Origin of the sequence: Yersinia sp. 1652 StPb PI, from assembly GCF_041538345.1 — a bacterium.
Lineage (GTDB): Bacteria > Pseudomonadota > Gammaproteobacteria > Enterobacterales > Enterobacteriaceae > Yersinia > Yersinia enterocolitica_E.
The window spans coordinates 3543545-3567435 of sequence record NZ_JAULSM010000001.1; the positions used below are offsets into that span (position 1 = coordinate 3543545).

A 23891-nucleotide genomic window follows, 5' to 3' on the forward strand; every position below is an offset into this window, starting at 1 on the left:
CTTGTTGCAGTGCTAATGGAACCAAAACATCATGCGTACTAGCCAATATCTGCTCTCCACTCTAAAGGAGACACCTGCCGATGCTGAAGTGATCAGTCACCAACTGATGCTTCGTGCCGGGATGATCCGTAAACTGGCATCAGGTCTTTATACCTGGTTACCGACCGGAGTTAGGGTGTTGAAGAAAGTCGAAAACATCGTGCGCGAAGAGATGAATAACGCCGGTGCTATTGAGGTTTCAATGCCCGTCGTACAACCGGCTGATTTGTGGCAGGAGAGTGGTCGCTGGGAACAGTATGGTCCTGAGCTATTGCGTTTTGTCGATCGCGGCGAACGCCCATTTGTGCTCGGTCCAACTCATGAAGAAGTGATTACTGACCTGATTCGCGGTGAGATCAACTCTTACAAACAGTTGCCGCTAAATTTTTTCCAAATCCAGACCAAGTTCCGTGATGAAGTTCGCCCTCGTTTCGGCGTGATGCGTGCTCGCGAGTTCCTGATGAAAGATGCTTACTCTTTCCATACCACTCAGGAATCGTTGCAGGAAACTTACGACGCGATGTATGCGGCCTACAGTAAGATTTTCTCTCGTATGGATCTGAATTTCCGTGCAGTTCTGGCAGATACCGGTTCAATTGGTGGCAGTGCATCGCATGAATTCCAAGTGCTGGCCGAGAGTGGCGAAGACGACATCGTGTTCTCAACCGGTTCTGATTATGCCGCTAATATTGAGTTTGCTGAAGCAGTGGCTCCTGATGAACCACGAGCTAGCGCCACGGAAGAGCTGCGTATCATTGATACCCCGAATGCAAAAACCATCGCTGAATTGGTCGAGCAGTTCAACCTTCCAATAGTGAAAACAGTGAAAACCTTATTGGTACATGCTCACGAAGAGAGTGGTCACAAGCTGGTTGCGTTGCTGGTTCGCGGTGATCATGAACTCAATGAGATTAAAGCAGAAAAACTGCCACAAGTCGCCAAACCACTGACCTTTGCCAGTGAAGAAGAGATTCGTGCAGTGATTGGCGCAGGTCCAGGGTCATTAGGCCCGGTTAATTTGCAGTTGCCAATCGTGATTGACCGCAGTGTGGCAGCAATGAGTGATTTTGGTGCTGGCGCGAATATCGACGGCAAACACTACTTTGGTATTAATTGGGAGCGTGACTTACCGCTGCCACAAATTGCCGATTTACGTAATGTGGTTGAAGGTGATATCAGCCCTGATGGCAAAGGCACATTACTTATCAAGCGTGGTATTGAAGTCGGTCATATCTTCCAGCTAGGCACTAAATACTCGGAAGCGATGAAAGCCACGGTTCAGGGCGAAGATGGCCGTAACCAAGTGATGACCATGGGTTGTTACGGTATTGGCGTATCCCGTGTAGTAGCAGCGGCCATTGAGCAGAATCATGACGACCGTGGCATTATTTGGCCGGATGCGATTGCACCGTTCCAGGTAGCCATTTTGCCAATGAATATGCACAAATCTTTCCGCGTGAAAGAGTTGGCAGAAGAGCTGTATGCCACTCTGCGTGCCCATGGTATTGACGTGATGCTTGATGACCGCAAAGAACGCCCAGGCGTGATGTTTGCCGATATGGAGCTGATTGGCGTGCCACACAATATCGTGATTGGTGACCGCAATCTCGACTGCGAAGAGGTGGAATATAAAAACCGCCGTGTTGGTGAGAAGCAGATGATTAAAACCAGTGAAATCATTGAGTTCCTGCTGGGCCAAATCAAGCGCTAATTGACCCTAAATAAACCGCTGAGCCGCTGGATAGTTAACTCACTACCAGCGGCTTTTTATTGCAGCAACGGATAGATTCTATTTACTGCCGCAACTCTTACTGGCATTAAACTTAATGTTATCAGCCGGAATCAGCGTTTTGTCTGATTGCCCTTCTTCCATCGATGGCCGCACATCAAAATGGCCATTAAGGGTTAAAAATACCGGTTCACCGACCTTTTTACGGGCCTTTAAATATCCGGTTTCCAGTGCAATATTATTCTCGACTGGGAAGGTTCGGCCGGTAGCACAATCGGTAAATACGGCGGCATCAGCAAAATACTTATACATACCGCTCAACGGCATCGGCGTTTTGGGTAACGGCTGATCACTCGGGGTAAGCTGATAATTCAATGCTGACTGAATCGCCAATCCTTGTTGGTCGAGCATCACCAGATTTTTACCTACTGGCCGAAAGTAGCGTTTCTCCCCTTGCCCGTTAGTAAGTACCAACTTATCAGCAGTACGCGCCCACTGACCGTATTCAGCAAAGGTTTGATCGCTCTCGTTGTTATCGCCAGCATGAGCAGTACCACGATAAATTTCCTTCAGGATAAAAGTCCCATCGCTATCAAGGAACAGTGAGGTATCCAAACCACTGCAATCCGCGCAGGGTAATACGCCCTGATAGCTTTGCTGCATAGGTTGTAAAGCCTGTTCAACCGGTTGATGTCGATTGTTGCAACCTAATAATGACAGTGCACCTACTGCCAAAAATAGCGTTATTGTTAATTTTTTCACAGTCATTCTCCCATACTGTGTCCGATATATAAGGAATGAAGCCACATTAGTCACAATGTATAAATCCCAGGCTAAATAATGGCATCACTCCTGATGTATTTTGCCGCGCAGCGCTTTGGTCGCACCTTTGCGGACTTTGCCCTCGACTCGCCTTATTTTTGAGCCTTTGGTCGGTTTTGTCGCCCGACGAGCCTTTTCTACCACCATTGCCTGACGGATTAATGCCACCAGCCGCGCCAATGCCGCTTCGCGATTCATATCCTGGCTGCGGTATTCTTGCGCTTTGATGATAACGACACCCTCTGCCGTCATCAAATGGCTATTTAGCAATAATAACCTTTCTTTATAGTACTCTGGCAGGCTTGAAGCCTTAATGTCAAAGCGCAAATGAATGGCAGTTGAGGTTTTATTGACGTGCTGTCCCCCCGCGCCCTGCGCCCGGATCGCCGTCAGCTCAATCTCACTGTCAGGTAGACTGACATAATTAGATATAATCAGCACGCTTATTGCCCGTCGCCTTGCCATTCATCAAAACTAATTTCCAGATTATTCTGAGCATCCGACAACCAAATAGTTCCCTCTTGCAACGTAGCCTGTAACGACATATTACGATTCGCAAGTGCCGCCAACTTGGCCATCTGTTCATCACCCAAGAAGCGCACCCGCAAATTGCGGTGCCCGGATAACTTATCCCGGACTTGTGGCCACCACACCTTAGCTGCGCGTTCGCTGTAGGCATACAGCACCACTTGCTGTGACTGATTACAGGCTTTACGCAGACGTTTCTCCTCTGGTAACCCCAGCTCAACCCACAATTCAATACCGTTATGGTCATTATGACGCCAAATCTCCGGCTCATCGTCAGCGCTCAGACCTTTAGTAAACTGCAAACGCTCATCAGCGTGGCAGATCCATGCGAGTAACCTCAGCATCATACGCTGGTCAGTTTCGGAGGGGTGCTGCGCGATAGTCAGGTTAACATCCTGAAAAAAATTACGATCCATATCCGCAATGTTAACAGCAGCTTTATGGATGGTTGCTTTTAGTGCCATGGGTGACCTCTTAATTATCTGGCGGACAGTGTACTTGATCCAGTCTGCCAGCAGCCAGCCAACCCTGCATAAAGAGAACGATTAGTGGCATCAATGCGAAAAAGAAACCTTGTGCCACACTCTAATATCTCTATCACTCCTGTGCTATAGTCCTTATAAGTTCAGAGTTTATCTTCGTAGGTTGACAGTGTGTCGCTTCCGCTGAGAATCTACTGGGTTAAACTTTTCCAGGAGGATTACTGTGCAGCAATACTGTGAATTAGTACGCCGTTTTTATGCCCAAATTGGAAGTGGCGATCTGGGTTACGTACCAGACGCATTGCGCTGTGTATTGAAAGCATTGGACGAAGTTGCGGCTAACGACGCACTACCGTCCTCCGTTAGGGAACAGGCGGCCTTTGCCGCCGCTAACTTATTGGTGAGCGATTATGTCGATGAGTGAAGAGTATCAACCCATCAATTGTGATGACTACGATAATCTAGAGCTCGCCTGCCAACATCACCTGATACTGACGTTGAAGTTGAGAGGCGGTGAGATCGTAGAAGGTAAAGCCAGCGATCTGCTGCTGAGAAAAAAGGTCGAATACCTGATTATCGAGCAAGAAGGAACAATGCGCGAGTTGCGTCTGGACTATATTGCCAGCTTCAGTCACCCCGAGATAGGGACTGTTGTGGTGAGTGCATCATAGCTTCATCCCATTATATTGATGACGGGCCGCTGAAAAGTGGCCCGTTTTGCATTCAGGGCAGACCAAACCGAATCAAGGTTTTAAACTGGCATAGTAAGCCGCCAAATCAGAGAAATCCTCGTCGGTTAAAGGCGCAACATAAGCCTGCATCACTCCAGCTTGCCCACCAGTTCGCTCCCCTTTTTTATACGCTTTTAATGATTGTTCTAAATACATGGCATTTTGCCCAGCCAGATTAGGATACATCGGCACCGAAACCTTACCTTGTGCACCATGACAAGCCACACAACTGGCAGACTTAACCCGCCCCGCTTCGATATCATTTTTTGCCAACACCGAGAAACTACTCAATCCCCATAACACCATTATACTGACGACTAATTTCATCATTGCTCCTCAAAATAGACTGTTCTGCGTGTTGTTATTTTATTATTCCGCGTTGGCCCAATTTAGGTGCCAACAGGGTTCGCCTTCTTTTGCCTGGCCTGCCTGAGCCACAAACACTCCAGCCGCAGCAATTAATTGTTCGCCAAAGTAGAGTAGCGGAATACGCTCCCGTTGCCACGGCGGTACCCCCAACTCTTGCCAAATCTTTTTGCTATGGCGCGAATGGTGCCGCCCAACAATCTTGATATCACCTTGTAAACCGAAACGGACGCTGATCACCTCGCCGGTTGCCGCAGCCCTGACCGCTTGCCCCCCTTCAGTAATAAAACTCAATACCCCCAGATTGGCAGGTAGAATCAAAGGGCCTGGGGGGATTGCGACATGATTAGGCCCAGCCTCAATGTTGGCCCAAGGTAGATGCCGTATATTTATCTCAGCCAGCGGTGGCAATAGATATAAATATTGCCGGAAGCGGCGAACCTGATGTGCCCCCAAAGTAAGCTGAGGCTCTGCATCTTGCCTTGCCATAGCAACTTCTAACCACAAACGTTGCAGTTGGTTTTGCGATGGCATCACTGCCCCCCATCTAGCCAGCCAACGGCGTAATATCGCCCCCCGTTTGGCTTCTGAGGCCAGTAATAACCCCTCAATAGAAAGCGCGCCATCCGGGCTTTGCAGTTGTTGCAGATTATCTGCCAACAACTCATCCAATAATTGTTCCTGCTCAGCGCACAGACTTGCACTGCGCGCCGTCGCTTGAGCAAAATGCGGCCAGCGCTGATGAAGCAGAGGCAACACACTTAATCGCAAGAAGTTACGATCGAAACGATGGTCCTGATTGCTGTCATCTTCAATCCACCGTAGTTGTTGTGCTTGAGCATAGTTCTCAAGCGTTGCGCGGGAAAAGGCCAACAATGGCCGCAACAACTGGCTATGGGCAAACGGCATTCTGCCTGCCATTGAGGACAGCCCCGCCGGACCACTGCCCCGCTTAAGTGCCAGTAAGAAGGTTTCACACTGGTCATCCAGATGTTGAGCCGTAAGTAGCACTTCATTGGCAGCTAAATGTGAGGAAAATGCCTGATAGCGAGCCGTTCTGGCGGCAGCCTCTATTCCATTGTGTCGCGGGTCAATCTTCACTCGCACCACTTCAAGTGGAACTTCCCATTGATCACACTGCTGCTGGCAATGTTTTACCCAACTGTCTGCCAATGGGTTTAATCCGTGATGAATATGAATCGCGCGAACTTTCAGCTCAGGGAGCAATTGTTGGCGCAGGCTAACCAATAAATGCAGTAATACACTGGAATCCAACCCACCACTGAACCCCACCAGCACATGGCGATGATCACCCAATTGCGCGAACAAAGGATTGAGTAACACATTAGGCATAAAGGTGGCTGAGTTCATGTCATTCCAGCGTTATTTCGTATAGCTCCAGAGGTAAACCATCTGGATCAGTAAAGAAAGTAAAACGTGATTGGGTATAGGGATCAATGCGAACCGCTTCGCAAATCACACCGGCGGCCCCCAGTTCACTGACTGCCTGCTCAATATTATCAACCTGAAAAGCCAGGTGACGTAAACCACAAGCCTCTGGGCGGCTAGGCCGTGTTGACGGGGAGGGAAAAGAAAACAACTCAATAGTATATTGCCCATTTAAGGCTAAATCAGCTTTCCATGAGTCGCGTTCTTCACGATAGACCTCACTTATCAAGCTGAACCCCAGCACCTCACAGTAGAATTTTTTACTGACCTGATAATCTGAGCCAATGATTGCAATATGATGTATCTGACGTATTGCTAACATGTATTACTCCAGTTTAATCATTTGTCTTCAGCACATTGACCCAATAGCGACCATCATCATCGCGTTTAGCTCCGTGAATGTCGGTTTCAAATCCAGGGTAATGCGCGCCGATGGCACACAGCATCAGCAGGAAGTCCAAGACTGCGCGGCTCTCTTCACTGATCATTTCACCTGGCATAACCAACGGTACCCCCGGCGGGTAAGGCAGGATCATGTTGGCCACGACTTTACCTATCAAATCACGCATTTCGCAGGCCGCTATATTACCGCGAATCTGCTGTTGGAACATGTCATACGGCGTGAGTTTCATCTCTGGCAGTACATCAAAGGACTGGCGCATCAAACGGGGCAAGTCGTGTTTACGGATCAATTGGTGGATACCGGCGGCCAACTCCTGAATACGCATATGGCGGTAAAAATCGGGATCTTCAGCAAACAGATCCGGCAGCATATTTTTAACCCGCAAGTTAAGATCATAAGCGCGTTTAAATTCAGTGAGGCCGCGTAATAAGCTCATCGCCTTAGTTTTATCAATGCCAATACTGAACAGGAACAGCAAATTATATGGCCCGGTTTTCTCTACCACGATGCCGCGTTCATCGAGAAATTTAGCGACTAATGCCGCAGGGATCCCTTCGTCTTCAAGTTCCCCTTCACTGCTCATACCCGGCGTCAGGATGGTCACTTTGATCGGATCCAGATACATATGATCTGCATCTGCATTGCTAAAGCCATGCCACTTTTGCCCCGGTTGCAACGGCCAACAGGCTATTTCGTCAATATCTTCTGGCTGCCAGACATCAAAGAACCAGTTGTCACTCTGTGAACGTAAACGGCGAACTTCTTTGCGAAAATGCATCGCACGCTCAATGGAGCGCATAATCATGCGCCTGCCCGGTTTACCACGCATCATTGCTGCGGCAGTTTCCATTGATGCCACAATGCCGTAATTCGGTGAGGTGGTGGTGTGCATCATATAAGCTTCGTTAAAAGTGCCTTCATTGTAATCACCTTTAATATGAATCATCGAAGCTTGAGAGAATGCGGCCAACAATTTATGTGTCGATTGCGTTTCATAGAAAACTTTACCCGCAACCCGTTCCCCGCTCATGCCACTTTTCCCTTCATAGATCTCATGGAAATTGGTATAAGGCACCCAGGCGGAATCAAAGTGAATTGAAGGGACGTCCAGTGTCTGCTTAATATAATCAGTATTATAGAGCAGCCCATCATAGGTCGAGTTCGTTATCACCGCATGCACTGGCCAGCTGGCATTCTTGGTTTGTGCAATTTTCTCAGTAATAGATTCGCGCGTAAATTCGTGCTGCGGGATGCCGCCCAAAATACCGTAAGCATTACGGGCCGGGCACAAATATAGCGGAATGATATTGGTCATCATCAAAAGATGGGTCAGAGACTTATGACAATTACGATCAATCAATACTGTACTGCCCGAGGGGGACGAATACATGCCAATGATTTTATTTGCCGTTGATGTCCCGTTCGTCACCATATAACTCTGCTCAGCATTGAAAGTACGGGCAATATACTCTTCGGCTTCCAGATGCGGGCCACTGTGGTCTAATAGTGATCCGAGTTCAGTCACTGAAATCGACACATCAGCCTTGAGGGTGTTAGCACCAAAGAAATCATAGAATAAGCTGCCTACCGGGCTTTTTTGAAATGCCGTCCCCGCCATATGCCCCGGCGTACAGAAGGTATATTTCCCTTCTTTGACGTAATTAAATAACGCCTTGGTTAGCGGCGGAGTGATGCTATCCATATACTCAGCGGTATATTGTTCAATATGCTGGGCAATATCATCTGCCGCATTTAACGTATATTCAAAGAAATAAAGAGCCATGCGCATTTCATTCAAACTGACATCCAATGAGGAGGTCGTATTGATAAATGCGTAAAGTGGGAGATATTCGTTCAGATCATTAATTTCAGTGCAAAGCTCATTACTGTGCTGGTCCCAATCGAAAATCACACCAATAATCCGCGCATTATGCTCGATCAGTTTAAGCAGATCACCACGATCCTGAGGGTAGATCAACTGAAAACCTTTAGCCAGCAGGGCATCGTTTAACTCACGAATAGGTTCATCTTTGTAGTAAACCCCCATCGGCCCCATGATTGCGATGATATTCATCGGTGAATCCTCATATTGTCCGCCAATTACCTATAACAACATGAAATTAAATTTTTGCCAAAATTATTATGGAGTTAGATATTATTACTCAGAATCTATAAGTAAAAAATCCGGCCCATAATATATGAGCCGGATTTCAATATTTCTCTGCGATGCCCAATAAATCGGGCATGCTTAATCAGCAATAACCGTAATTCATCAGACGCTGATAACGACGATTCAATAATTCTTCGTCATTCAAAACATCCAGATCACTAAGATCAGCCAACAGTTGCGCCTTCAAAGCAGCAGCAATAGTGGTGTAATCACGGTGCGCGCCGCCTAAAGGTTCAGGGATAACCGAGTCAATCATCTTTAATTCTTTCAGACGATGAGCCGTAATACCCATGGCCTCTGCGGCTAACGGTGCTTTATCAGCACTTTTCCACAGAATAGATGCACAGCCCTCTGGGGAGATAACGGAATAGGTGCTGTATTGCAGCATATTCACTTTATCGCCAACACCAATGGCTAATGCGCCGCCTGAGCCACCTTCACCAATAACGGTACAAACGATAGGAACACTCAGACGTGACATCTCACGCAGGTTACGTGCGATGGCTTCAGATTGACCACGCTCTTCTGCGCCAACACCAGGATATGCCCCTGGTGTATCAATGAAAGTAATGATTGGCAGCTTAAAGCGCTCAGCCATCTCCATCAGACGCAGTGCCTTACGATAACCTTCAGGCGCTGGCATACCAAAGTTACGGCGAATTTTTTCTTTGGTTTCACGGCCTTTTTGATGACCAATGATCATCACCGGGCGACCATCCAGACGAGCAATACCACCGACAATAGCTTTGTCGTCGGCATAAGCGCGATCACCCGCCAGTTCTTCGAAATCAGTAAAGATATTAGCGATATAATCCAGGGTATAAGGACGACGAGGGTGGCGTGCCAGTTGGGCAATCTGCCATGCGCCGAGGTCCGAGAAAATTTTCCGCGTCAGCTCAACACTTTTCTCACGCAGACGCTGGACCTCTTCATCCAGATTAATATCTAATTTTTCGTCTTGACGGCTGACTGCAGTCAGCGAGTCAATTTTCGCTTCCAGCTCTGCAATCGGCTGTTCAAAATCAAGAAAATTCAGACTCATAGCATTCCTATTTTAGTCAAATTCCAGTTCCACCTGCTCATTACCTACCAGCGTTCGCAAATCTATCAATAAGCGATCGGTGGGCGTCACGCGCCATGTGGCTCCAAACCGCAGCCGAGCGCGAGCATCTTCCCGTTGGTAATAAAGATGCACTGGGATCGTCCCCGCTCGATGGGGTTCCAACGACTGACGGAGACGGTTCAAAAGCTGGTCATCAATTTGCCTGTCGGTCAGCGATATAGCAAGCCCACGGGCATATTTTTCACGAGCTTCACTGATGTCCATTAACTCACGGGCGGTCATTTTAAGTCCACCACTAAAGTCATCAAAGCTGACCTGTCCAGTGGCTATCAGGATACGGTCTTTTTCCAATAAATGCTGATATTTTTCCAATGCATCGGTGAATAGCATCACCTCCAGACGCCCGGAACGGTCATCCAAAGTACAAATACCAATGCGATTCCCGCGTTTTGTTACCATAACCCTTGCAGCGATTACCAGCCCTACCGCAGTGGTCATTTTGCCCCGATCCGTCGGATGCATATCTTTCAAACGCAGCCCGCCAGCATAACGTTCGATTTCCTTTAGATATTGAGTAATCGGGTGGCCGGTTAGGTATAACCCCAGCGTTTCCCGTTCACCGTCTAAAACAATTTGTTCCTGCCACCGCGGCACATTAGCATAAGATTGCTCAACCTGCTCAGGTGCATCAGCCAATACGCCAAACATATCGGCCTGACCAATGGCCTCTGCTTTCGCATGTTGGTCTGCGGCTTTTAACGCTTCGCCTAAGGAGCTCATTAATGCGGCACGGTGCGGCCCCAAACGGTCAAAAGCACCGGACATGATTAACTTTTCTAATATCCGCCGATTCAGCTTTTTCGTATCGACGCGGGCACATAAATCAAACAAATCTTTGAAGTGACCGCCCTCTTTACGTGCCTCCAGTATCGCGTCGATCGGCGCCTCACCAACCCCCTTGATAGCACCAATCCCGTAAACAATTTCACCCTCATCGTTTACATGGAAGTGATACAGGCCACTGTTAATTTCTGGTGGCAGAATCTTCAGCCCCATACGCCAACATTCATCAACCAGACCAACAACTTTATCGGTGTTATCCATATCGGCGGTCATTACCGCAGCCATAAACTCAGCCGGATAATGTGCTTTTAACCACAACGTTTGGTAGGACACCAAAGCATAAGCAGCGGAGTGAGATTTGTTAAAACCATAACCGGCGAACTTCTCTACCAAGTCAAAGATTTTTATCGCCAATTCACCGTCAACGCCCTGACTTTTGGCCCCATCTTCGAATACCGAACGCTGTTTGGCCATCTCTGCTGGGTTTTTCTTACCCATAGCTCGACGCAACATATCCGCGCCGCCAAGGGAGTAGCCAGACAGAACCTGCGCAATCTGCATAACCTGTTCCTGATACAGGATGATGCCATAGGTCGGCTCCAGTACAGGCTTCAGGGATTCATGTTGCCATTCGATATCAGGATAGGACAGTGCTTCACGACCATGTTTACGGTCAATAAAGTTATCTACCATCCCGGATTGCAGCGGACCGGGGCGGAATAATGCCACCAGAGCTATCATATCCTCGAAGCAGTCTGGCTTCAGCCGCTTGATAAGATCCTTCATACCTCGGGATTCAAGCTGGAATACTGCTGTCGTTTCCGAACGTTGCAGCATATCGAAGCTTTGCTTATCTTCCAGCGGAATAGAGGCGATATCTATCGGTTCCAGCCCAGTTTTGGCGCGCTTGGCATTGATCATCTCCAGCGCCCAATTAATGATAGTTAGCGTACGCAAACCGAGGAAGTCGAACTTCACCAGACCGGCATATTCCACATCATTTTTATCGAACTGAGTAACCGGGTTTTTGCCTTCCGCATCACAATATAGCGGTGCAAAATCAGTAATTTTGGTCGGAGCAATAACCACCCCACCGGCGTGTTTCCCAGCGTTACGTGTTACCCCTTCCAGCTTACGCGCCATATCAATCAGCGCCCTAACCTCTTCATCGGCTTCATAAATTTCAGGAAGTTGCGGTTCAGCGGCAAAGGCTTTTTCCAGCGTCATTCCAGGATCTGGTGGCACCAATTTTGAGATACGATCGACAAAACCATAAGGGTGGCCCAGCACGCGGCCCACATCGCGGATAACCGCTTTGGCAGCCATCGTACCGAAGGTAATAATCTGAGAAACCGCATCGCGGCCATACATCTCGGCCACATGTTCAATCACCAGATCACGTTTCTCCATACAGAAGTCAACGTCGAAGTCGGGCATTGATACACGTTCAGGGTTGAGAAAACGTTCGAACAGCAGGTCAAATTCCAGCGGATCCAGATCGGTAATCTTGAGCGCATATGCCACCAGAGAGCCTGCACCTGAGCCTCGCCCTGGCCCTACCGGAACACCATTATCTTTAGACCACTGGATAAATTCCATTACTATCAAGAAGTAACCAGGGAATCCCATCTGGTTGATAACTTTTAGCTCAATATCGAGCCGCTCGTCATACTCTGGCCGTTTTTGCGCCCGCACTTGCGAGTCGGGGAAGAGGAATTCTAACCGCTCTTCCAAACCTTGCTTTGATTTTTCTACCAAAAAATCTTCCGTGCTCATCTCACCGGTAGGGAACTGCGGTAGAAAGTATTCCCCAAGGCGGATGGTGACGTTACAACGTTTGGCTATTTCAACACTGTTGAGCAGCGCTTCAGGAATATCCGCGAACAGCTCACACATCTGTTCTTCATCGCGCATAAACTGCTGAGGACTATAATTTTTAGGCCGCTTAGGATCAACCAATGTAAAACCGTCATGAATAGCAACGCGGATCTCATGGGCGTCAAAGTCAGACTCAACAATAAAACGCACATCATTGGTCGCAACAACGGGCAGCCCACGATCAGTCGCTAGCGCGACTGCCGCATGAAGATAGTTCTCTTCGTCTGGCCGACCGGTACGGATTAGCTCCAAATAGTAACTGTCAGGGAAATGCTCTTGATAAAACTCAAGACACTGATCAACCTGAGTCTGATTGCCGCGCAGCATAAACTTGCCGACATCCCCCATCCGGCCACCGGATAGCAGAATCAGCCCCTCTTTATGCTTGATCAGCCAATCGCGATCAATTATCGGACCAGCTGCGCCATAACCACGTTGATAAGCTTCGGAGATCAATAAGGTAAGGTTTTGATAACCTTCATTATTGCGTGCCAACACAGTAAGGTGAGCCAACTCATCACCCAAGATTTCACTTTGCACGTAGAAATCTGCACCAATGATGGGTTTAATCCCAGCACCGTGGGCGCTACCGTAGAATTTCACCAAACCACAAAGGTTAGTGAAGTCAGTAATGGCCAGAGCGGGCATACCTAATGCAGCAGCTCTCTTCACCAAGGGTCCAATCTTGGCTAATCCATCGATCATGGAGTAATCGCTGTGAACACGCAGGTGGACAAAACGAGGTTCGGCCATATCCAGATACCAGAAATTAGTGGATTGAATCACACCCGCAGAACAGAGTGTCTGAGGGCATCATAACTATGAGTGTCTTTCAGCGACAATACCGGCTTATATCAGCCCTAACACGCGCTTAACCGGGCCAAAGCTGCGCCGATGGTGCTCAGTTGCGCCTAGTGCCGCCAGCCGCTCCAGGTGGAATGCTGTCGGGTAGCCTTTGTGCTGCGCAAAACCATACTCGGGGAAAATGAGATCCAGTTCAGTCATTTCACGATCACGGGTCACTTTAGCCAGAATAGAGGCGGCACTGATCTCTGCAACTCGGCTGTCCCCTTTTACAACGGCTAATGACGGCATCGCCAGTTTTGGACAGCGATTACCATCAATCAACACATAATCGGGTGTGATATGCAATCCTGCTACTGCTCTTTGCATTGCCAGCATTGTTGCATGCAATATATTTAGGTGATCAATCTCTTCTGGCTCAGCGCGACCAAGGCTCCAGGACAGGGCCTTATCCGTAATTTCGTCATAAAGTGACAGACGCCGCTTCTCACTCAGTTTTTTCGAGTCTGCCAAACCGACAATTGGCCGTGTCGGATCGAGAATAACCGCCGCAGTGACAACAGCCCCCACTAATGGGCCACGGCCAACTTCATCCACACCGGCAATCAAATTCGCCTGCGGGTATATAAAAATATCTGTCATCGACCTGCTAACTCCAATACCGCCTGTGCTGCCTGTTCATCCGCGCCACAACGGATGCTCTGATGCAAAATCAGGAAACGTTCTTTTAACGCCTCAACTGCATCACCACCTTGTAATAGCGGTAACAATGCATCGGCTAATGTTTGTGGTTGGCACTCTTGCTGCAACAATTCTGTCACTAGCTCTTCGCCTGCCAACAGATTCGGTAATGAGACATAAGGTGTTTTAACTAATCGTTCTGCTAACCAGAAAGTGAAGGGTTTCATACGATAACCGACCACCATGGGGCATTTAGCCAACATGCATTCCAACGCCGCAGTACCCGAGGCGAGCAAGGTAGCATCACTGGCAATCATCGCCACCCGGGCATTGCCATCTAATAAATGGACGGATAAGTCAGGGGCAATTTCAGCTTTAATTCGTTCAAACTGCTCACGACGCTTGCTGTTAACCAATGGAACCAGCACTTCCAGCTCAGGCAGTTGTTGCCTCAAGATGGCTGCAGTACGCAGAAAATCGGCACTGAGCATTTCCACTTCTGAATGGCGACTACCCGGCAACAGGGCCAGACATGGCGCATGTAGCGCAATCCCCAATTCTGTTCTTGCCGCTTGCTTATCAGGGATTAAAGGCATGGCATCAGCCATGGTATGACCAATAAAGCGACATGGAACATTGAAACGATCATAAAACGCTTTTTCAAAAGGAAGAAAAGCCAACACCATATCGGTCGCTTTACCAATTTTGAAAACGCGTTTTTGTCGCCAGGCCCAAACAGAGGGGCTGACATAATGAATGGTTCGGATGCCACGCTGTTTCAAACGCCCTTCGAGGGTGATATTGAAATCAGGCGCATCGATACCCACGAAAACATCTGGGGAGAGTTCACTAAAGCGTTGGGTCAGATCTTTGCGGATCTTGAGTAACCGTGGCAAGCGTTCTAATACTTCAACAACGCCCATCACTGCCAACTCTTCCATCTCATACCAGGCTTCACATCCCTCAGCTTGCATCAGCGGCCCAGCAACACCAACAAAGCGGGCATCGGGAACCTGAGCTTTCAGCGCACGAATCAACCCAGCGCCTAAGATGTCGCCAGAAGTTTCTCCGGCTACTAAACCGATAGTTAAAGGACGCCCGGTATTCGACGGACAATCAACAGCTAATGGGCTATTTTGCATAAGTTAGCGAATAATGCCGCGAGTAGAGCGCGCAAAGAAATCACTGAATGCCTTAACCGCCGGAACCTGCTCCGCCAATTCGGCAATTTCTGGTTTCACTTCATCCAGCGTCCGACCACTGCGGTACAACAACTTGTAAGCATTACGGATCGCATGAAGTGATTCTTTGTCAAAACCGCGACGTTTTAACCCTTCAATATTGATACCAAATGGTGTTGCATGGTTGCCCTGAGCAATGACATAAGGAGGCACATCCTGAGCAACGCCTGAACAACCGCCCACCATCACATGCGCACCAATCACGCAGAATTGATGGATAGCCGTCATTCCGCCAATGATGGCAAAATCGTCAATTTCCACATGACCACCCAAAGTTGCATTGTTCGCAAGAATGCAACGATCACCAATGATACAGTCATGGGCGATATGGGCATTAATCATCAGCAAATTGTCGCTGCCTACTTTAGTTAATCCACCACCTTGAACCGTACCACGGTGGATAGATACGCTTTCACGGATACGGTTACGTGAACCGATCTCAACGCGAGTAGGCTCGCCTGCATATTTCAGATCCTGATTCGCCTCACCAATGGAGGCAAATTGGTAAATCTGATTGTCACAGCCAATCTTGGTTACACCATTAACGACGACATGGGATTTCAGTTCCGTGCCAGCGCCAATTTCCACCTGAGATCCGACAAAGCAGAAGGGGCCAATACGAACGCCGGCACCAATAATGGCACCTTCTTCGACGATAGAACTTGGATGGATAATGGCGGTTTTGTCAATCACGTATCAGGACTCCTTAACTGCGGGTTCGACAACAACAGACTTTGCAACAACAGCTTCTGCTGGTGGGGTTACTGGCCTGCTACGAGCACACATCATCGTGGCAGTACAGACGATTTCACCATCGACTTTCGCAACACCAGTAAAACGGGTCAGACCACGGCGTTCTTTAACGAACTGAACTTCCATGATCATTTGATCACCAGGCACTACCGGACGTTTGAAGCGAGCTTCATCAATGCCAGCAAAATAATAAAGTTCACCCGGCTCAAGTTTACCGCGGCTTTTAAATGCCAGGATACCGGTCGCCTGCGCCATCGCCTCTAAAATCAGCACGCCTGGGAAGATAGGTTTACCCGGGAAATGGCCTTGGAAAAATGGCTCGTTGAAAGAGACGTTCTTCACTGCACGCAGAAATTTTCCTTCTTCGAAATCAAGGACACGATCTACCAGCAAGAACGGAAAACGGTGCGGGAGTAGATCCAAAATCTCTTCAATATGCAGAGTATGAGTGTCAGTAGTCAAAATACTCTTCCTGTCTAAAAAACTAATGCTATCAACAACACGGCCTGCACTGCCCCAAAAGGGAGGCATTAGGCAGGCCGCAAATTAGGAACTCTGTATACCCTTCGAACTTGACGCAACAACGGCGTAACTGCACGTATTTACCTGAATCACTTGACCACATAAGTTCATCAAGATTGATTTATTTTGTCAGGCTGCGACACCAATTTCTTTAAGTATCTACTTTTGGCATCACTTGCCAATAAGCTTAATTATTGACTCAGAGTATCGGTCTTGAGTGACTACTCTTTATCGATTTTACGCTCAATAGCTTTTAAGCGTTTATTAATTCCATCGATATTCATCACTAAAGCAGCGGTCTTGCGCCAAACTTTATTTGGTTGTAACGGAATGCCGGAGGAGTATAACCCAGGTTCAGTGATTGGGCGCATCACCATTCCCATTCCGGTGATTGTGACTTTGTCACAAATCTCCATATGACCATTGATCACACTCGCGCCGCCTATCATACAATAGCGGCCAACTTTCAGACTACCTGCCATGATAACACCACCCGCAACTGCGGTATTGTCGCCAATCACAACGTTATGTGCAATCTGACATTGGTTATCAATGATGACGCCATTACCAATAATGGTATTATCTAATGCGCCACGGTCAATCGTGGTACAAGCGCCAATCTCAACACGGTCACCAATATGCACTGAACCGAGCTGTGGAATTTTTATCCAATTACCACGATCATTTGCATAACCAAAACCATCTGCACCAATGACCGTACCGGATTGAATCAGGCAGTTCTGCCCGATAACAACTTCATGATAAACGGAAACATTGGCCCACAAACGGCTACCAGCACCAATGTGAGTATTCTTGCCAATAAAGCAGCCAGCACCGATAACCACATTATCGCCTAGCACAACACCGGACTCTATCACTGCATTTGCACCGATAGAAACCTTCTCTCCCAACGTTACCAGTGGAGCGATAACTGCACTCGGTGCAATATCCTGGGCCGGTTGAGGTGTGGTATCCATTATCTGAGCCATGCGTGCATAGGTTAAATACGGATTTTTAACCACTAGAGCTGCAGATTTACAGAAAGGTAAGTCAGCCTCAGTCAATACCACCGCACCTGCATTACAAGTAGCGAGTTGTTCTTGATAGCGGCTATTTGACAAAAACGTGATTTGCGAAGGCTCGGCGGAATGCATAGAAGCGATGCCGGTGATGACGAGTGAGCCATCACCGTACACCTGTGCATCCAACTGCTGAGCTAAATCAGCCAGTCGAATTGAAGGCATGTTTTATTTAACCTGTTTCAGCACGTCAGCAGTGATATCTTTAGAAGGGTCTGCATATGCAACAGCATTTGCATCAATCACCACATCATAACCACCTTTGCTAGCAACAGATTTAACAGCATCCTGAATACGGCTCAGAATTTTGTTACGCTCTTCCATCTGACGACGGCGATTATCTTGCTCAAAAGCCTGGGCTTTAGTAGAGAAAGTTTCACGCTGTTTCATTACGTCGCTTTCCAGCTTGGTACGATCACTGGCTTTCATGGTAGAACCGTCACGTTGCAGCTTCTGCATTTTAGTTTGCAGGTCGCGCTCCATTCCTTGCAGTTCGGTTGCACGGCCTTTGAATTCATTCTCCAGCTGCTTAGCTACGGTTTCACGCGCAGGTAATTGTTGGAAAATGCTGGAAACGTTAACAATAGCAATCTTGTCAGCGGCTTGAACGCTGGCAGAAGCTGCCAATGCTAAACCAAGACCTGCGGCACACAACCACTTTTTCACTATAAACTCCTTACCATTACCCGTTTGTGTCAGAGACACTTTGAAGTGCACTTAATACTGAATAGTGCCTAAAATAGCGCCAAACTCACTAGCGCTACCTTAGGTTATTTCAACTACCAGTGCTGTCTTTAAAATTCAGAACTACTTTGCCAATCAATTACCAAGTCTTACCAATGTTAAACTGGAATTGCTCTGACTTATCACCTTCGTAATCTTTAACCGGTTTAGCATATGAGAACACTAATGGACCCAATGGCGACATCCATTGTAATGACACACCGGCAGACACACGAATATTACTCGCCTTACTGTAATCAGGTACACCAGCAGCACGCGTCAGTGCGGTATTTTCCCAATTAGTATCCCATACAGTACCTGAGTCAATGAAGAAGGAGGTCCGTACAGAGTTTGAGTATTTTTCACTGATAAACGGCGTCGGTGTAATCAGTTCTAAACTGGCCACCGCCATCGCGTTACCACCAACCGCATCGGTTGAATCTCTGATGGTCCCATTAGCATTATAGTATGCCGCTTTAGGACCGATATTATTTGATCGGAAACCACGGACAGTACTGGAACCACCGGCATAGAAGTTCTCATAGAATGGCATCTCTTTCGAACCGATACCGTCGCCATAACCCAAGCGACCACGGCCTAAGAGCACCCATGAATGATCTTCATCTAACGGTTGGTAAGCAGATGTATCGAAAGTGATTTTATAGAACTCGTTATCAGAGCCAGGTACCGTCACTTTGGTATTAACTGATGATTTAACCCCTGACGTTGGGAAGAAACCACGGTCAAGGTTGTTATAAGTCCAACCCAGATTCAGTGTGAAGTCATCCGCTGTGAAGCTGGCACGATCAGTCAGATTAGGATCTTGACCAACAGAGTCAAGATATCGCCACATCGCGACTTGTGGTTCCATGTCAGACAGGGAGTTATGGACGTAACCTAAACCAACCCGTAATGAGTTATTCTCATTAATTGGGAAGCCTAAAGTACCGTCAATACCGTAACTGCTGTTGGTATAGCCAGACAGGTCTGCGTTATCTGCTTTAAAATCATTATAGAAGATACGCCCGCCCAGACTTACACCATCAACGGTGAAGTAAGGGTCAGTTAAGGTAAATTCAGCATAAGTCTGATAGTCGTTCTTCGTACCATTAATACCGACGGTATTACCAGTACCCAACCAGTTATCTTGCTGAACCCCAACCTGGAAGCTGACACCACTTTCTGTGCCGTAACCAATACCAAAGTTTAAACTACCGGTATTGCGTTCCTTGACTTTATAAGTGACATCGACCTGATCAGCAGTTCCTGGAACACGTTGAGTTTCAACATCAACGGTTTCGAAATAGCCCAGACGGTTTAAACGTTCTTTGCCCGCTTCGACCTGATCATTACCCAACCATGCACCTTCCATCTGGCGCATTTCACGGCGCAATACGGAGTCTTTACTGGTGTCATTACCTTCGAAACGAACATTGCGGACATAGAAACGGTTACCCGCATCTACGTTGATATGCAGTTTGACTGTTTTATCAGCATCGTTAATTTCTGGTTGAGAGACCACACGCGGATAAGCATAACCATAGCGGCCCAACATCTTCTTGATGTCTTCTTCAATGCGTGTGACTTTACTGCCGTTATACAATTCACCCGGCTCAATCGCTGCCAGCTTATCAGCTTCAGATTGGTGCCCTGCAAGATTACCGCTCACAACAACGCTATTAAGCTTGTATTGATCGCCTTCGGTAATGTTGATGGTGATATAGATGCCTTTTTTATCTGGCGTCAAACTCACCTGAGTAGAATCGATATTAAATCGGGCATAACCGCGATCTAAGTAGAAGCTGCGCAAGATTTCGAGATCACCGGCGAGCTTCTGCTTCTGATATTTACGATCACCTACCACGTTCCACCATGGCACTTCATCACGCAATTGGAAGCGTGAGATAAGCTCATCAGTTGTGAAACTGTGGTTACCTACGATGTTAATCTGCTGAATTTTTGCAGAGACACCTTCGGTAAAGACCAGTTTGATATCAACACGATTACGCGGTAGCGGTGTAACAACAGCCTTCACTGAAGCGCTGTATTTACCCACACTGTAGTAGAAGTCTTCGAGTCCTTTTTCAATGCTGGATATAGTGGTACGGTCCAGGGCTTCGCCAACCCGGACGCCAGAGGCTTCCAGATTCTGCTTAAGCATGTCATCTTTCACCGCTTTGTTACCGGAGAAAGTGATGCTGGCAATCGTTGGGCGTTCTTTGACTTGAACAATCAGCGTATCACCATCGCGCAGGACGCGAACGTCCTCGAAGTTGCCTGTAGCAAACAACGCACGGATAGTTTTACCGATGTCATCATCACTGACGGTATCGCCTACGCGAACCGGCATATTAAGTAACGCCGCACCGACGGCGACCCGTTGCAGGCCTTCGAAATGAATATCTTTCACTACGAACCCGTCTGCACCGTATACGGTGGCGCTGCCAAACAGCAGCGACGCTATGAGCAACTTTTTCATCGCCATCGTTGTTATGCGTTCTTCCTAACCTATCCCCAGCCGTTAAAGACGGGAGAAATCATTGAAAAGTGCAAGCCCCATTAATAACACCAGCAAAATCGAGCCGATGCGATAACTGAAGTCCTGTACTCGCTCAGAAACCGGCCCACCCTTCAGCTTTTCTATCGCCAGGAAGAGCAGATGTCCACCATCTAATACCGGTAACGGGAACAAATTGATAATCCCTAAGTTGACACTGATTAGTGCCAAAAACATCAGGTAATACACCAATCCGTACTCAGCTGAAACCCCAGCGCCTTGTGCAATAGATATCGGGCCACTCAAGTTATTCAGTTTAACATCACCAGTAATCAGTTTACCCAACATGCCTACCGTCAACCGCATCAACTGCCAGGTTTTATCCCCAGCTTGGTAGAGTGCCGTAAACGGGCCATATTGGCGAATCGTTCTATATTCATCCGGAAGCGGTATAACTTTCGGCACTACACCCGCAAAACCTTCATTGCGGTTTTCTCCAACCGATTTTGTATCTGGTATCAAGGTTAAAGACAAGGGGGTACCACCCCTTTCAATATCTAACACCAGTGGCTTACCGGGGTTATCACGAACCTGTAAAACAAATGTTTGCCAACGATCCAGTGGCTGACCACCAACTTTAACTATCCTATCCCCTGCTTGTAAACCTGCCTTTTGTGCCGCAGACCCGGTTTGAACTTCAGCCAAGACAGATTCAATCTGCGGGCCCCGTGGAATAATACCCAACGCCACGATAGGATCTTGCTTATCAGGCTCGAACTGCCACTGTTGCAGATCCAGTGTCTTTTGCACCACATTAGCAGAACCAAATGGTGCCACACCCACCTGTGTTTGTTTATCACCGATTTTGCCGACGAGGGCCAAACGAACAGAATCCCAGTCAGGCGTTTCGATACCATCTACAGACTTAAGTTCCATTCCTGGAGAAATATTGGCTTGTGCAGCAATGGATTGTGGCGAAATGTCACCCACTACCGGGCGCACACTTGGCACACCAATGATAAACACCAGCCAGTAAGCAATGACAGCAAAAAGGAAGTTGGCAATAGGGCCCGCGCTGACGATTGCCGCGCGTTGCAAAACAGTTTTATTATTAAAAGATTGATGACGAAGCTCAGGAGCAACAGCTTCAACACGCTCATCTAGCATCTTAACATAGCCGCCCAGCGGGATAAGGGCGATAACATACTCGGTACCTTGACGATCCGTCCGACGCCACAGCGCTTTACCAAAACCAATCGAAAAGCGTTCGACACGGACACCACAGCGCCGCGCCACCCAAAAGTGACCGAACTCATGCACTGTAATTAAGATCCCCAGTGCGATAATAAACGCGGCCAGGCTCCAGAGTATGCTCATCATATTCCCTAAACTCCCCGTCAGTGACGGATTAAAACACTAACAGCATTAAGCAGGCAAATACCGGCACAGCTGCGGTCAGGCTATCGATACGATCCAGTATCCCACCATGACCAGGAATCAGATGACCACTGTCTTTGATTCCCGCTTCACGTTTAAACATACTTTCGGTCAAATCGCCAAGTACTGAGGCCAATGCAGCCACCACGGAACAGATTAACAGTTTTTCCGGGATGATATCCAACGGAGCATAACGACCGAACAACCATGATATCAGAGCTGATGTCAGTAAACCGCCAATTAATCCTTCCCAGGTTTTACCTGGTGATACTTTAGGCGCTAATTTATGTTTACCGAATAATTTACCAAACATGTAAGCGCCAGAATCCGCACCCCATACCAAAAGCATCACATACAGCAGCCACCAGGCGCCGATATGGTGGTTCTGCTCATAGCCATACTGACGTAATGCCACCATGCCCCAGAAAAAGGGAACAATAGTCAGAACGCCGAAAATTATACGTAACAGACGTGAATCGCGCCACAACGCCGCAGAGCGTGGGTAAGTAAGCACCAACAGCAATGCTGCGACCCACCAGCCCATAGAGAGCCAGAGAGGGACACTCACTTGTGGTAGATGAGCAGAATGCTGATAGGCAGGAAGGCTAAGCAGCATTGAGATCAGTAGAAAACCACAAAGTATGGCTAACCAAATACGCTGAGAACGACTAGCGAACCCGGCTAATTGCCCCCACTCCCAGGCTGCAAGCATACAGACAAAGAGAGTAACAATAGCAAAACCAACCGGCGGAAGCAGGAACAGGGCACCAATGACAACCGGAATCAAAATCAAAGCAGTTATGAGACGATACTTCAGCAAAAGTTCCCCCTAGGATGCAGTGGCATCGATAGGTGTAGTTCCCCCGAAGCGACGCTCGCGTTGTGCAAATGCATTCAGCGCACCTTCAAAGACATGTTCATCAAAATCAGGCCAGAGTACATCAGTAAAGTAAAGTTCAGCATAGGCAATTTGCCATAACAAAAAATTACTGATGCGATGTTCACCACCGGTTCTGATCACTAAATCCACCTCAGATTGCTCATGCAGGCAGATATGCGAGTTTAGCGATTCTTCACTGATATCTGTGGGCTGCAACTCACCTTGCTGTACTTGCTCAGCTAAATGGCGCACACCCTGAATAATATCCCAACGACCACCATAATTGGCAGCGATGTTGAGTTTCAGACCGTCATTGTTGGCAGTTAGCGCTTCTGAGCGACGGATCCGTTGTTGCAAACGTTCACTAAATCGACTGATATCACCAATAACAGATAAACGAACATTATGTTTATGCAGACTTTTTACTTCACTGTCCAGCGCACGAACAAAAAGCTCCATCAGAGCGGTGACTTCCTGAGCAGGGCGATTCCAGTTTTCACTACTGAAAGCATAAAGCGTGAGCGCATCCAAATGATGACTGGCAGCAAAACTTACTGCACGACGAACTGACTTCACTCCCGCTTTATGACCGAAGACCCTTAATTTACCCCGATTTTTAGCCCAACGCCCATTACCATCCATAATGATAGCGACATGACGCGGAATCAGGGGGCACAAGTTAGCCCTATCTTCATTTACAGACGACATAATGCGAACTCATTTCCTCAATAAATCAATTGTTCGTCCCGAACATTAGGCAGTAAGCCCACA

Annotated in this window: 22 protein-coding genes; 3 read left to right on the plus strand and 19 right to left on the minus strand. The window is 47.8% G+C overall.

The window, feature by feature from the left end; genetic code table 11:
• Positions 1 to 31 precede the first annotated feature (31 nt).
• Positions 32 to 1750, plus strand: a complete 1719-nt coding sequence (gene proS, locus Q2T71_RS16180; protein WP_372559754.1) for a proline--tRNA ligase — start codon at positions 32 to 34, stop codon at positions 1748 to 1750.
• 78 nt (positions 1751 to 1828) lie between these two features.
• Here the strand turns inward: proS and nlpE are convergent, their stop codons facing one another.
• The 3 genes from nlpE to Q2T71_RS16195 all read right to left on the minus strand — a co-directional run bounded on the left by nlpE (position 1829) and on the right by Q2T71_RS16195 (position 3582).
• Positions 1829 to 2530: an envelope stress response activation lipoprotein NlpE gene (nlpE, locus tag Q2T71_RS16185; RefSeq protein ID WP_193784790.1), complete on the minus strand. Its 702-nt coding sequence runs from the start codon at positions 2528 to 2530 to the stop codon at positions 1829 to 1831.
• Positions 2531 to 2614: 84 nt separating this feature from the next.
• Positions 2615 to 3031, minus strand: a complete 417-nt coding sequence (gene arfB, locus Q2T71_RS16190) for an alternative ribosome rescue aminoacyl-tRNA hydrolase ArfB (RefSeq protein ID WP_372559755.1) — start codon at positions 3029 to 3031, stop codon at positions 2615 to 2617.
• Positions 3032 to 3033: 2 nt separating this feature from the next.
• The gene (locus tag Q2T71_RS16195) at positions 3034 to 3582 is read right to left on the minus strand and encodes a YaeQ family protein (protein WP_372559756.1); all 549 of its coding nucleotides are present in this window, start codon (positions 3580 to 3582) and stop codon (positions 3034 to 3036) included.
• Positions 3583 to 3823: 241 nt separating this feature from the next.
• On the opposite strand from Q2T71_RS16195, the gene Q2T71_RS16200 reads away from it, so the two are divergent.
• Together Q2T71_RS16200 and rof are read left to right on the plus strand one after the other, a co-directional pair.
• Positions 3824 to 4024: a YaeP family protein gene (locus Q2T71_RS16200; protein ID WP_005185672.1), complete on the plus strand. Its 201-nt coding sequence runs from the start codon at positions 3824 to 3826 to the stop codon at positions 4022 to 4024.
• On the plus strand, positions 4011 to 4271 hold the full coding sequence (gene rof / locus Q2T71_RS16205; RefSeq protein ID WP_083162954.1) for a Rho-binding antiterminator: 261 nt from the start codon (positions 4011 to 4013) through the stop codon (positions 4269 to 4271). Before Q2T71_RS16200 ends, rof begins: the two co-directional genes overlap by 14 nt.
• Before the next feature lie 72 nt (positions 4272 to 4343).
• Here the strand turns inward: rof and Q2T71_RS16210 are convergent, their stop codons facing one another.
• The 16 genes from Q2T71_RS16210 to ispU form a co-directional block, all read right to left on the minus strand.
• Positions 4344 to 4661 carry a cytochrome c gene (locus Q2T71_RS16210; RefSeq protein WP_372559757.1) on the minus strand — a complete coding sequence of 106 codons (318 nt, stop codon included), beginning with the start codon at positions 4659 to 4661 and terminating at the stop codon, positions 4344 to 4346.
• 39 nt (positions 4662 to 4700) lie between these two features.
• Positions 4701 to 6068, minus strand: coding sequence for a tRNA lysidine(34) synthetase TilS (gene tilS / locus Q2T71_RS16215; protein WP_372559758.1), 1368 nt, complete (start codon positions 6066 to 6068; stop codon positions 4701 to 4703).
• A gap of 1 nt (position 6069) precedes the next feature.
• Positions 6070 to 6468, minus strand: a complete 399-nt coding sequence (locus Q2T71_RS16220) for a VOC family protein (protein WP_372559759.1) — start codon at positions 6466 to 6468, stop codon at positions 6070 to 6072.
• Positions 6469 to 6481: 13 nt separating this feature from the next.
• Positions 6482 to 8623, minus strand: a complete 2142-nt coding sequence (locus Q2T71_RS16225) for a lysine decarboxylase LdcC (protein ID WP_372559760.1) — start codon at positions 8621 to 8623, stop codon at positions 6482 to 6484.
• Between the two features lie 178 nt (positions 8624 to 8801).
• Complete coding sequence (gene accA, locus Q2T71_RS16230) at positions 8802 to 9761, minus strand: acetyl-CoA carboxylase carboxyl transferase subunit alpha (protein WP_372559761.1); 960 nt, start codon at positions 9759 to 9761, stop codon at positions 8802 to 8804.
• A 12-nt stretch (positions 9762 to 9773) separates the two neighbouring features.
• On the minus strand, positions 9774 to 13256 hold the full coding sequence (dnaE, locus tag Q2T71_RS16235; protein WP_372559762.1) for a DNA polymerase III subunit alpha: 3483 nt from the start codon (positions 13254 to 13256) through the stop codon (positions 9774 to 9776).
• A gap of 96 nt (positions 13257 to 13352) precedes the next feature.
• Complete coding sequence (rnhB, locus tag Q2T71_RS16240) at positions 13353 to 13949, minus strand: ribonuclease HII (protein ID WP_372559763.1); 597 nt, start codon at positions 13947 to 13949, stop codon at positions 13353 to 13355.
• The gene (gene lpxB, locus Q2T71_RS16245) at positions 13946 to 15130 is read right to left on the minus strand and encodes a lipid-A-disaccharide synthase (RefSeq protein ID WP_083162937.1); all 1185 of its coding nucleotides are present in this window, start codon (positions 15128 to 15130) and stop codon (positions 13946 to 13948) included. The genes rnhB and lpxB overlap by 4 nt, the downstream gene beginning before the upstream one ends.
• A gap of 3 nt (positions 15131 to 15133) precedes the next feature.
• Positions 15134 to 15922 (minus strand): acyl-ACP--UDP-N-acetylglucosamine O-acyltransferase, encoded by a 789-nt coding sequence (gene lpxA / locus Q2T71_RS16250; RefSeq protein ID WP_083162935.1) that lies wholly within the window; start codon positions 15920 to 15922, stop codon positions 15134 to 15136.
• A gap of 3 nt (positions 15923 to 15925) precedes the next feature.
• Positions 15926 to 16444, minus strand: a complete 519-nt coding sequence (gene fabZ, locus Q2T71_RS16255; RefSeq protein ID WP_083164110.1) for a 3-hydroxyacyl-ACP dehydratase FabZ — start codon at positions 16442 to 16444, stop codon at positions 15926 to 15928.
• A gap of 281 nt (positions 16445 to 16725) precedes the next feature.
• On the minus strand, positions 16726 to 17748 hold the full coding sequence (lpxD, locus tag Q2T71_RS16260) for a UDP-3-O-(3-hydroxymyristoyl)glucosamine N-acyltransferase (RefSeq protein WP_372559764.1): 1023 nt from the start codon (positions 17746 to 17748) through the stop codon (positions 16726 to 16728).
• Between the two features lie 3 nt (positions 17749 to 17751).
• Positions 17752 to 18249: a molecular chaperone Skp gene (gene skp / locus Q2T71_RS16265; RefSeq protein WP_032820361.1), complete on the minus strand. Its 498-nt coding sequence runs from the start codon at positions 18247 to 18249 to the stop codon at positions 17752 to 17754.
• A 157-nt stretch (positions 18250 to 18406) separates the two neighbouring features.
• Entirely contained in the window at positions 18407 to 20791 is a 2385-nt protein-coding gene (gene bamA, locus Q2T71_RS16270; protein WP_372559765.1) for an outer membrane protein assembly factor BamA, read from the minus strand.
• A 36-nt stretch (positions 20792 to 20827) separates the two neighbouring features.
• On the minus strand, positions 20828 to 22183 hold the full coding sequence (gene rseP, locus Q2T71_RS16275; RefSeq protein ID WP_372559766.1) for a sigma E protease regulator RseP: 1356 nt from the start codon (positions 22181 to 22183) through the stop codon (positions 20828 to 20830).
• 28 nt (positions 22184 to 22211) lie between these two features.
• Positions 22212 to 23060 (minus strand): phosphatidate cytidylyltransferase, encoded by an 849-nt coding sequence (gene cdsA / locus Q2T71_RS16280; protein WP_083162927.1) that lies wholly within the window; start codon positions 23058 to 23060, stop codon positions 22212 to 22214.
• A gap of 9 nt (positions 23061 to 23069) precedes the next feature.
• The gene (gene ispU, locus Q2T71_RS16285) at positions 23070 to 23828 is read right to left on the minus strand and encodes a (2E,6E)-farnesyl-diphosphate-specific ditrans,polycis-undecaprenyl-diphosphate synthase (protein ID WP_372559767.1); all 759 of its coding nucleotides are present in this window, start codon (positions 23826 to 23828) and stop codon (positions 23070 to 23072) included.
• Positions 23829 to 23891 lie beyond the last annotated feature (63 nt).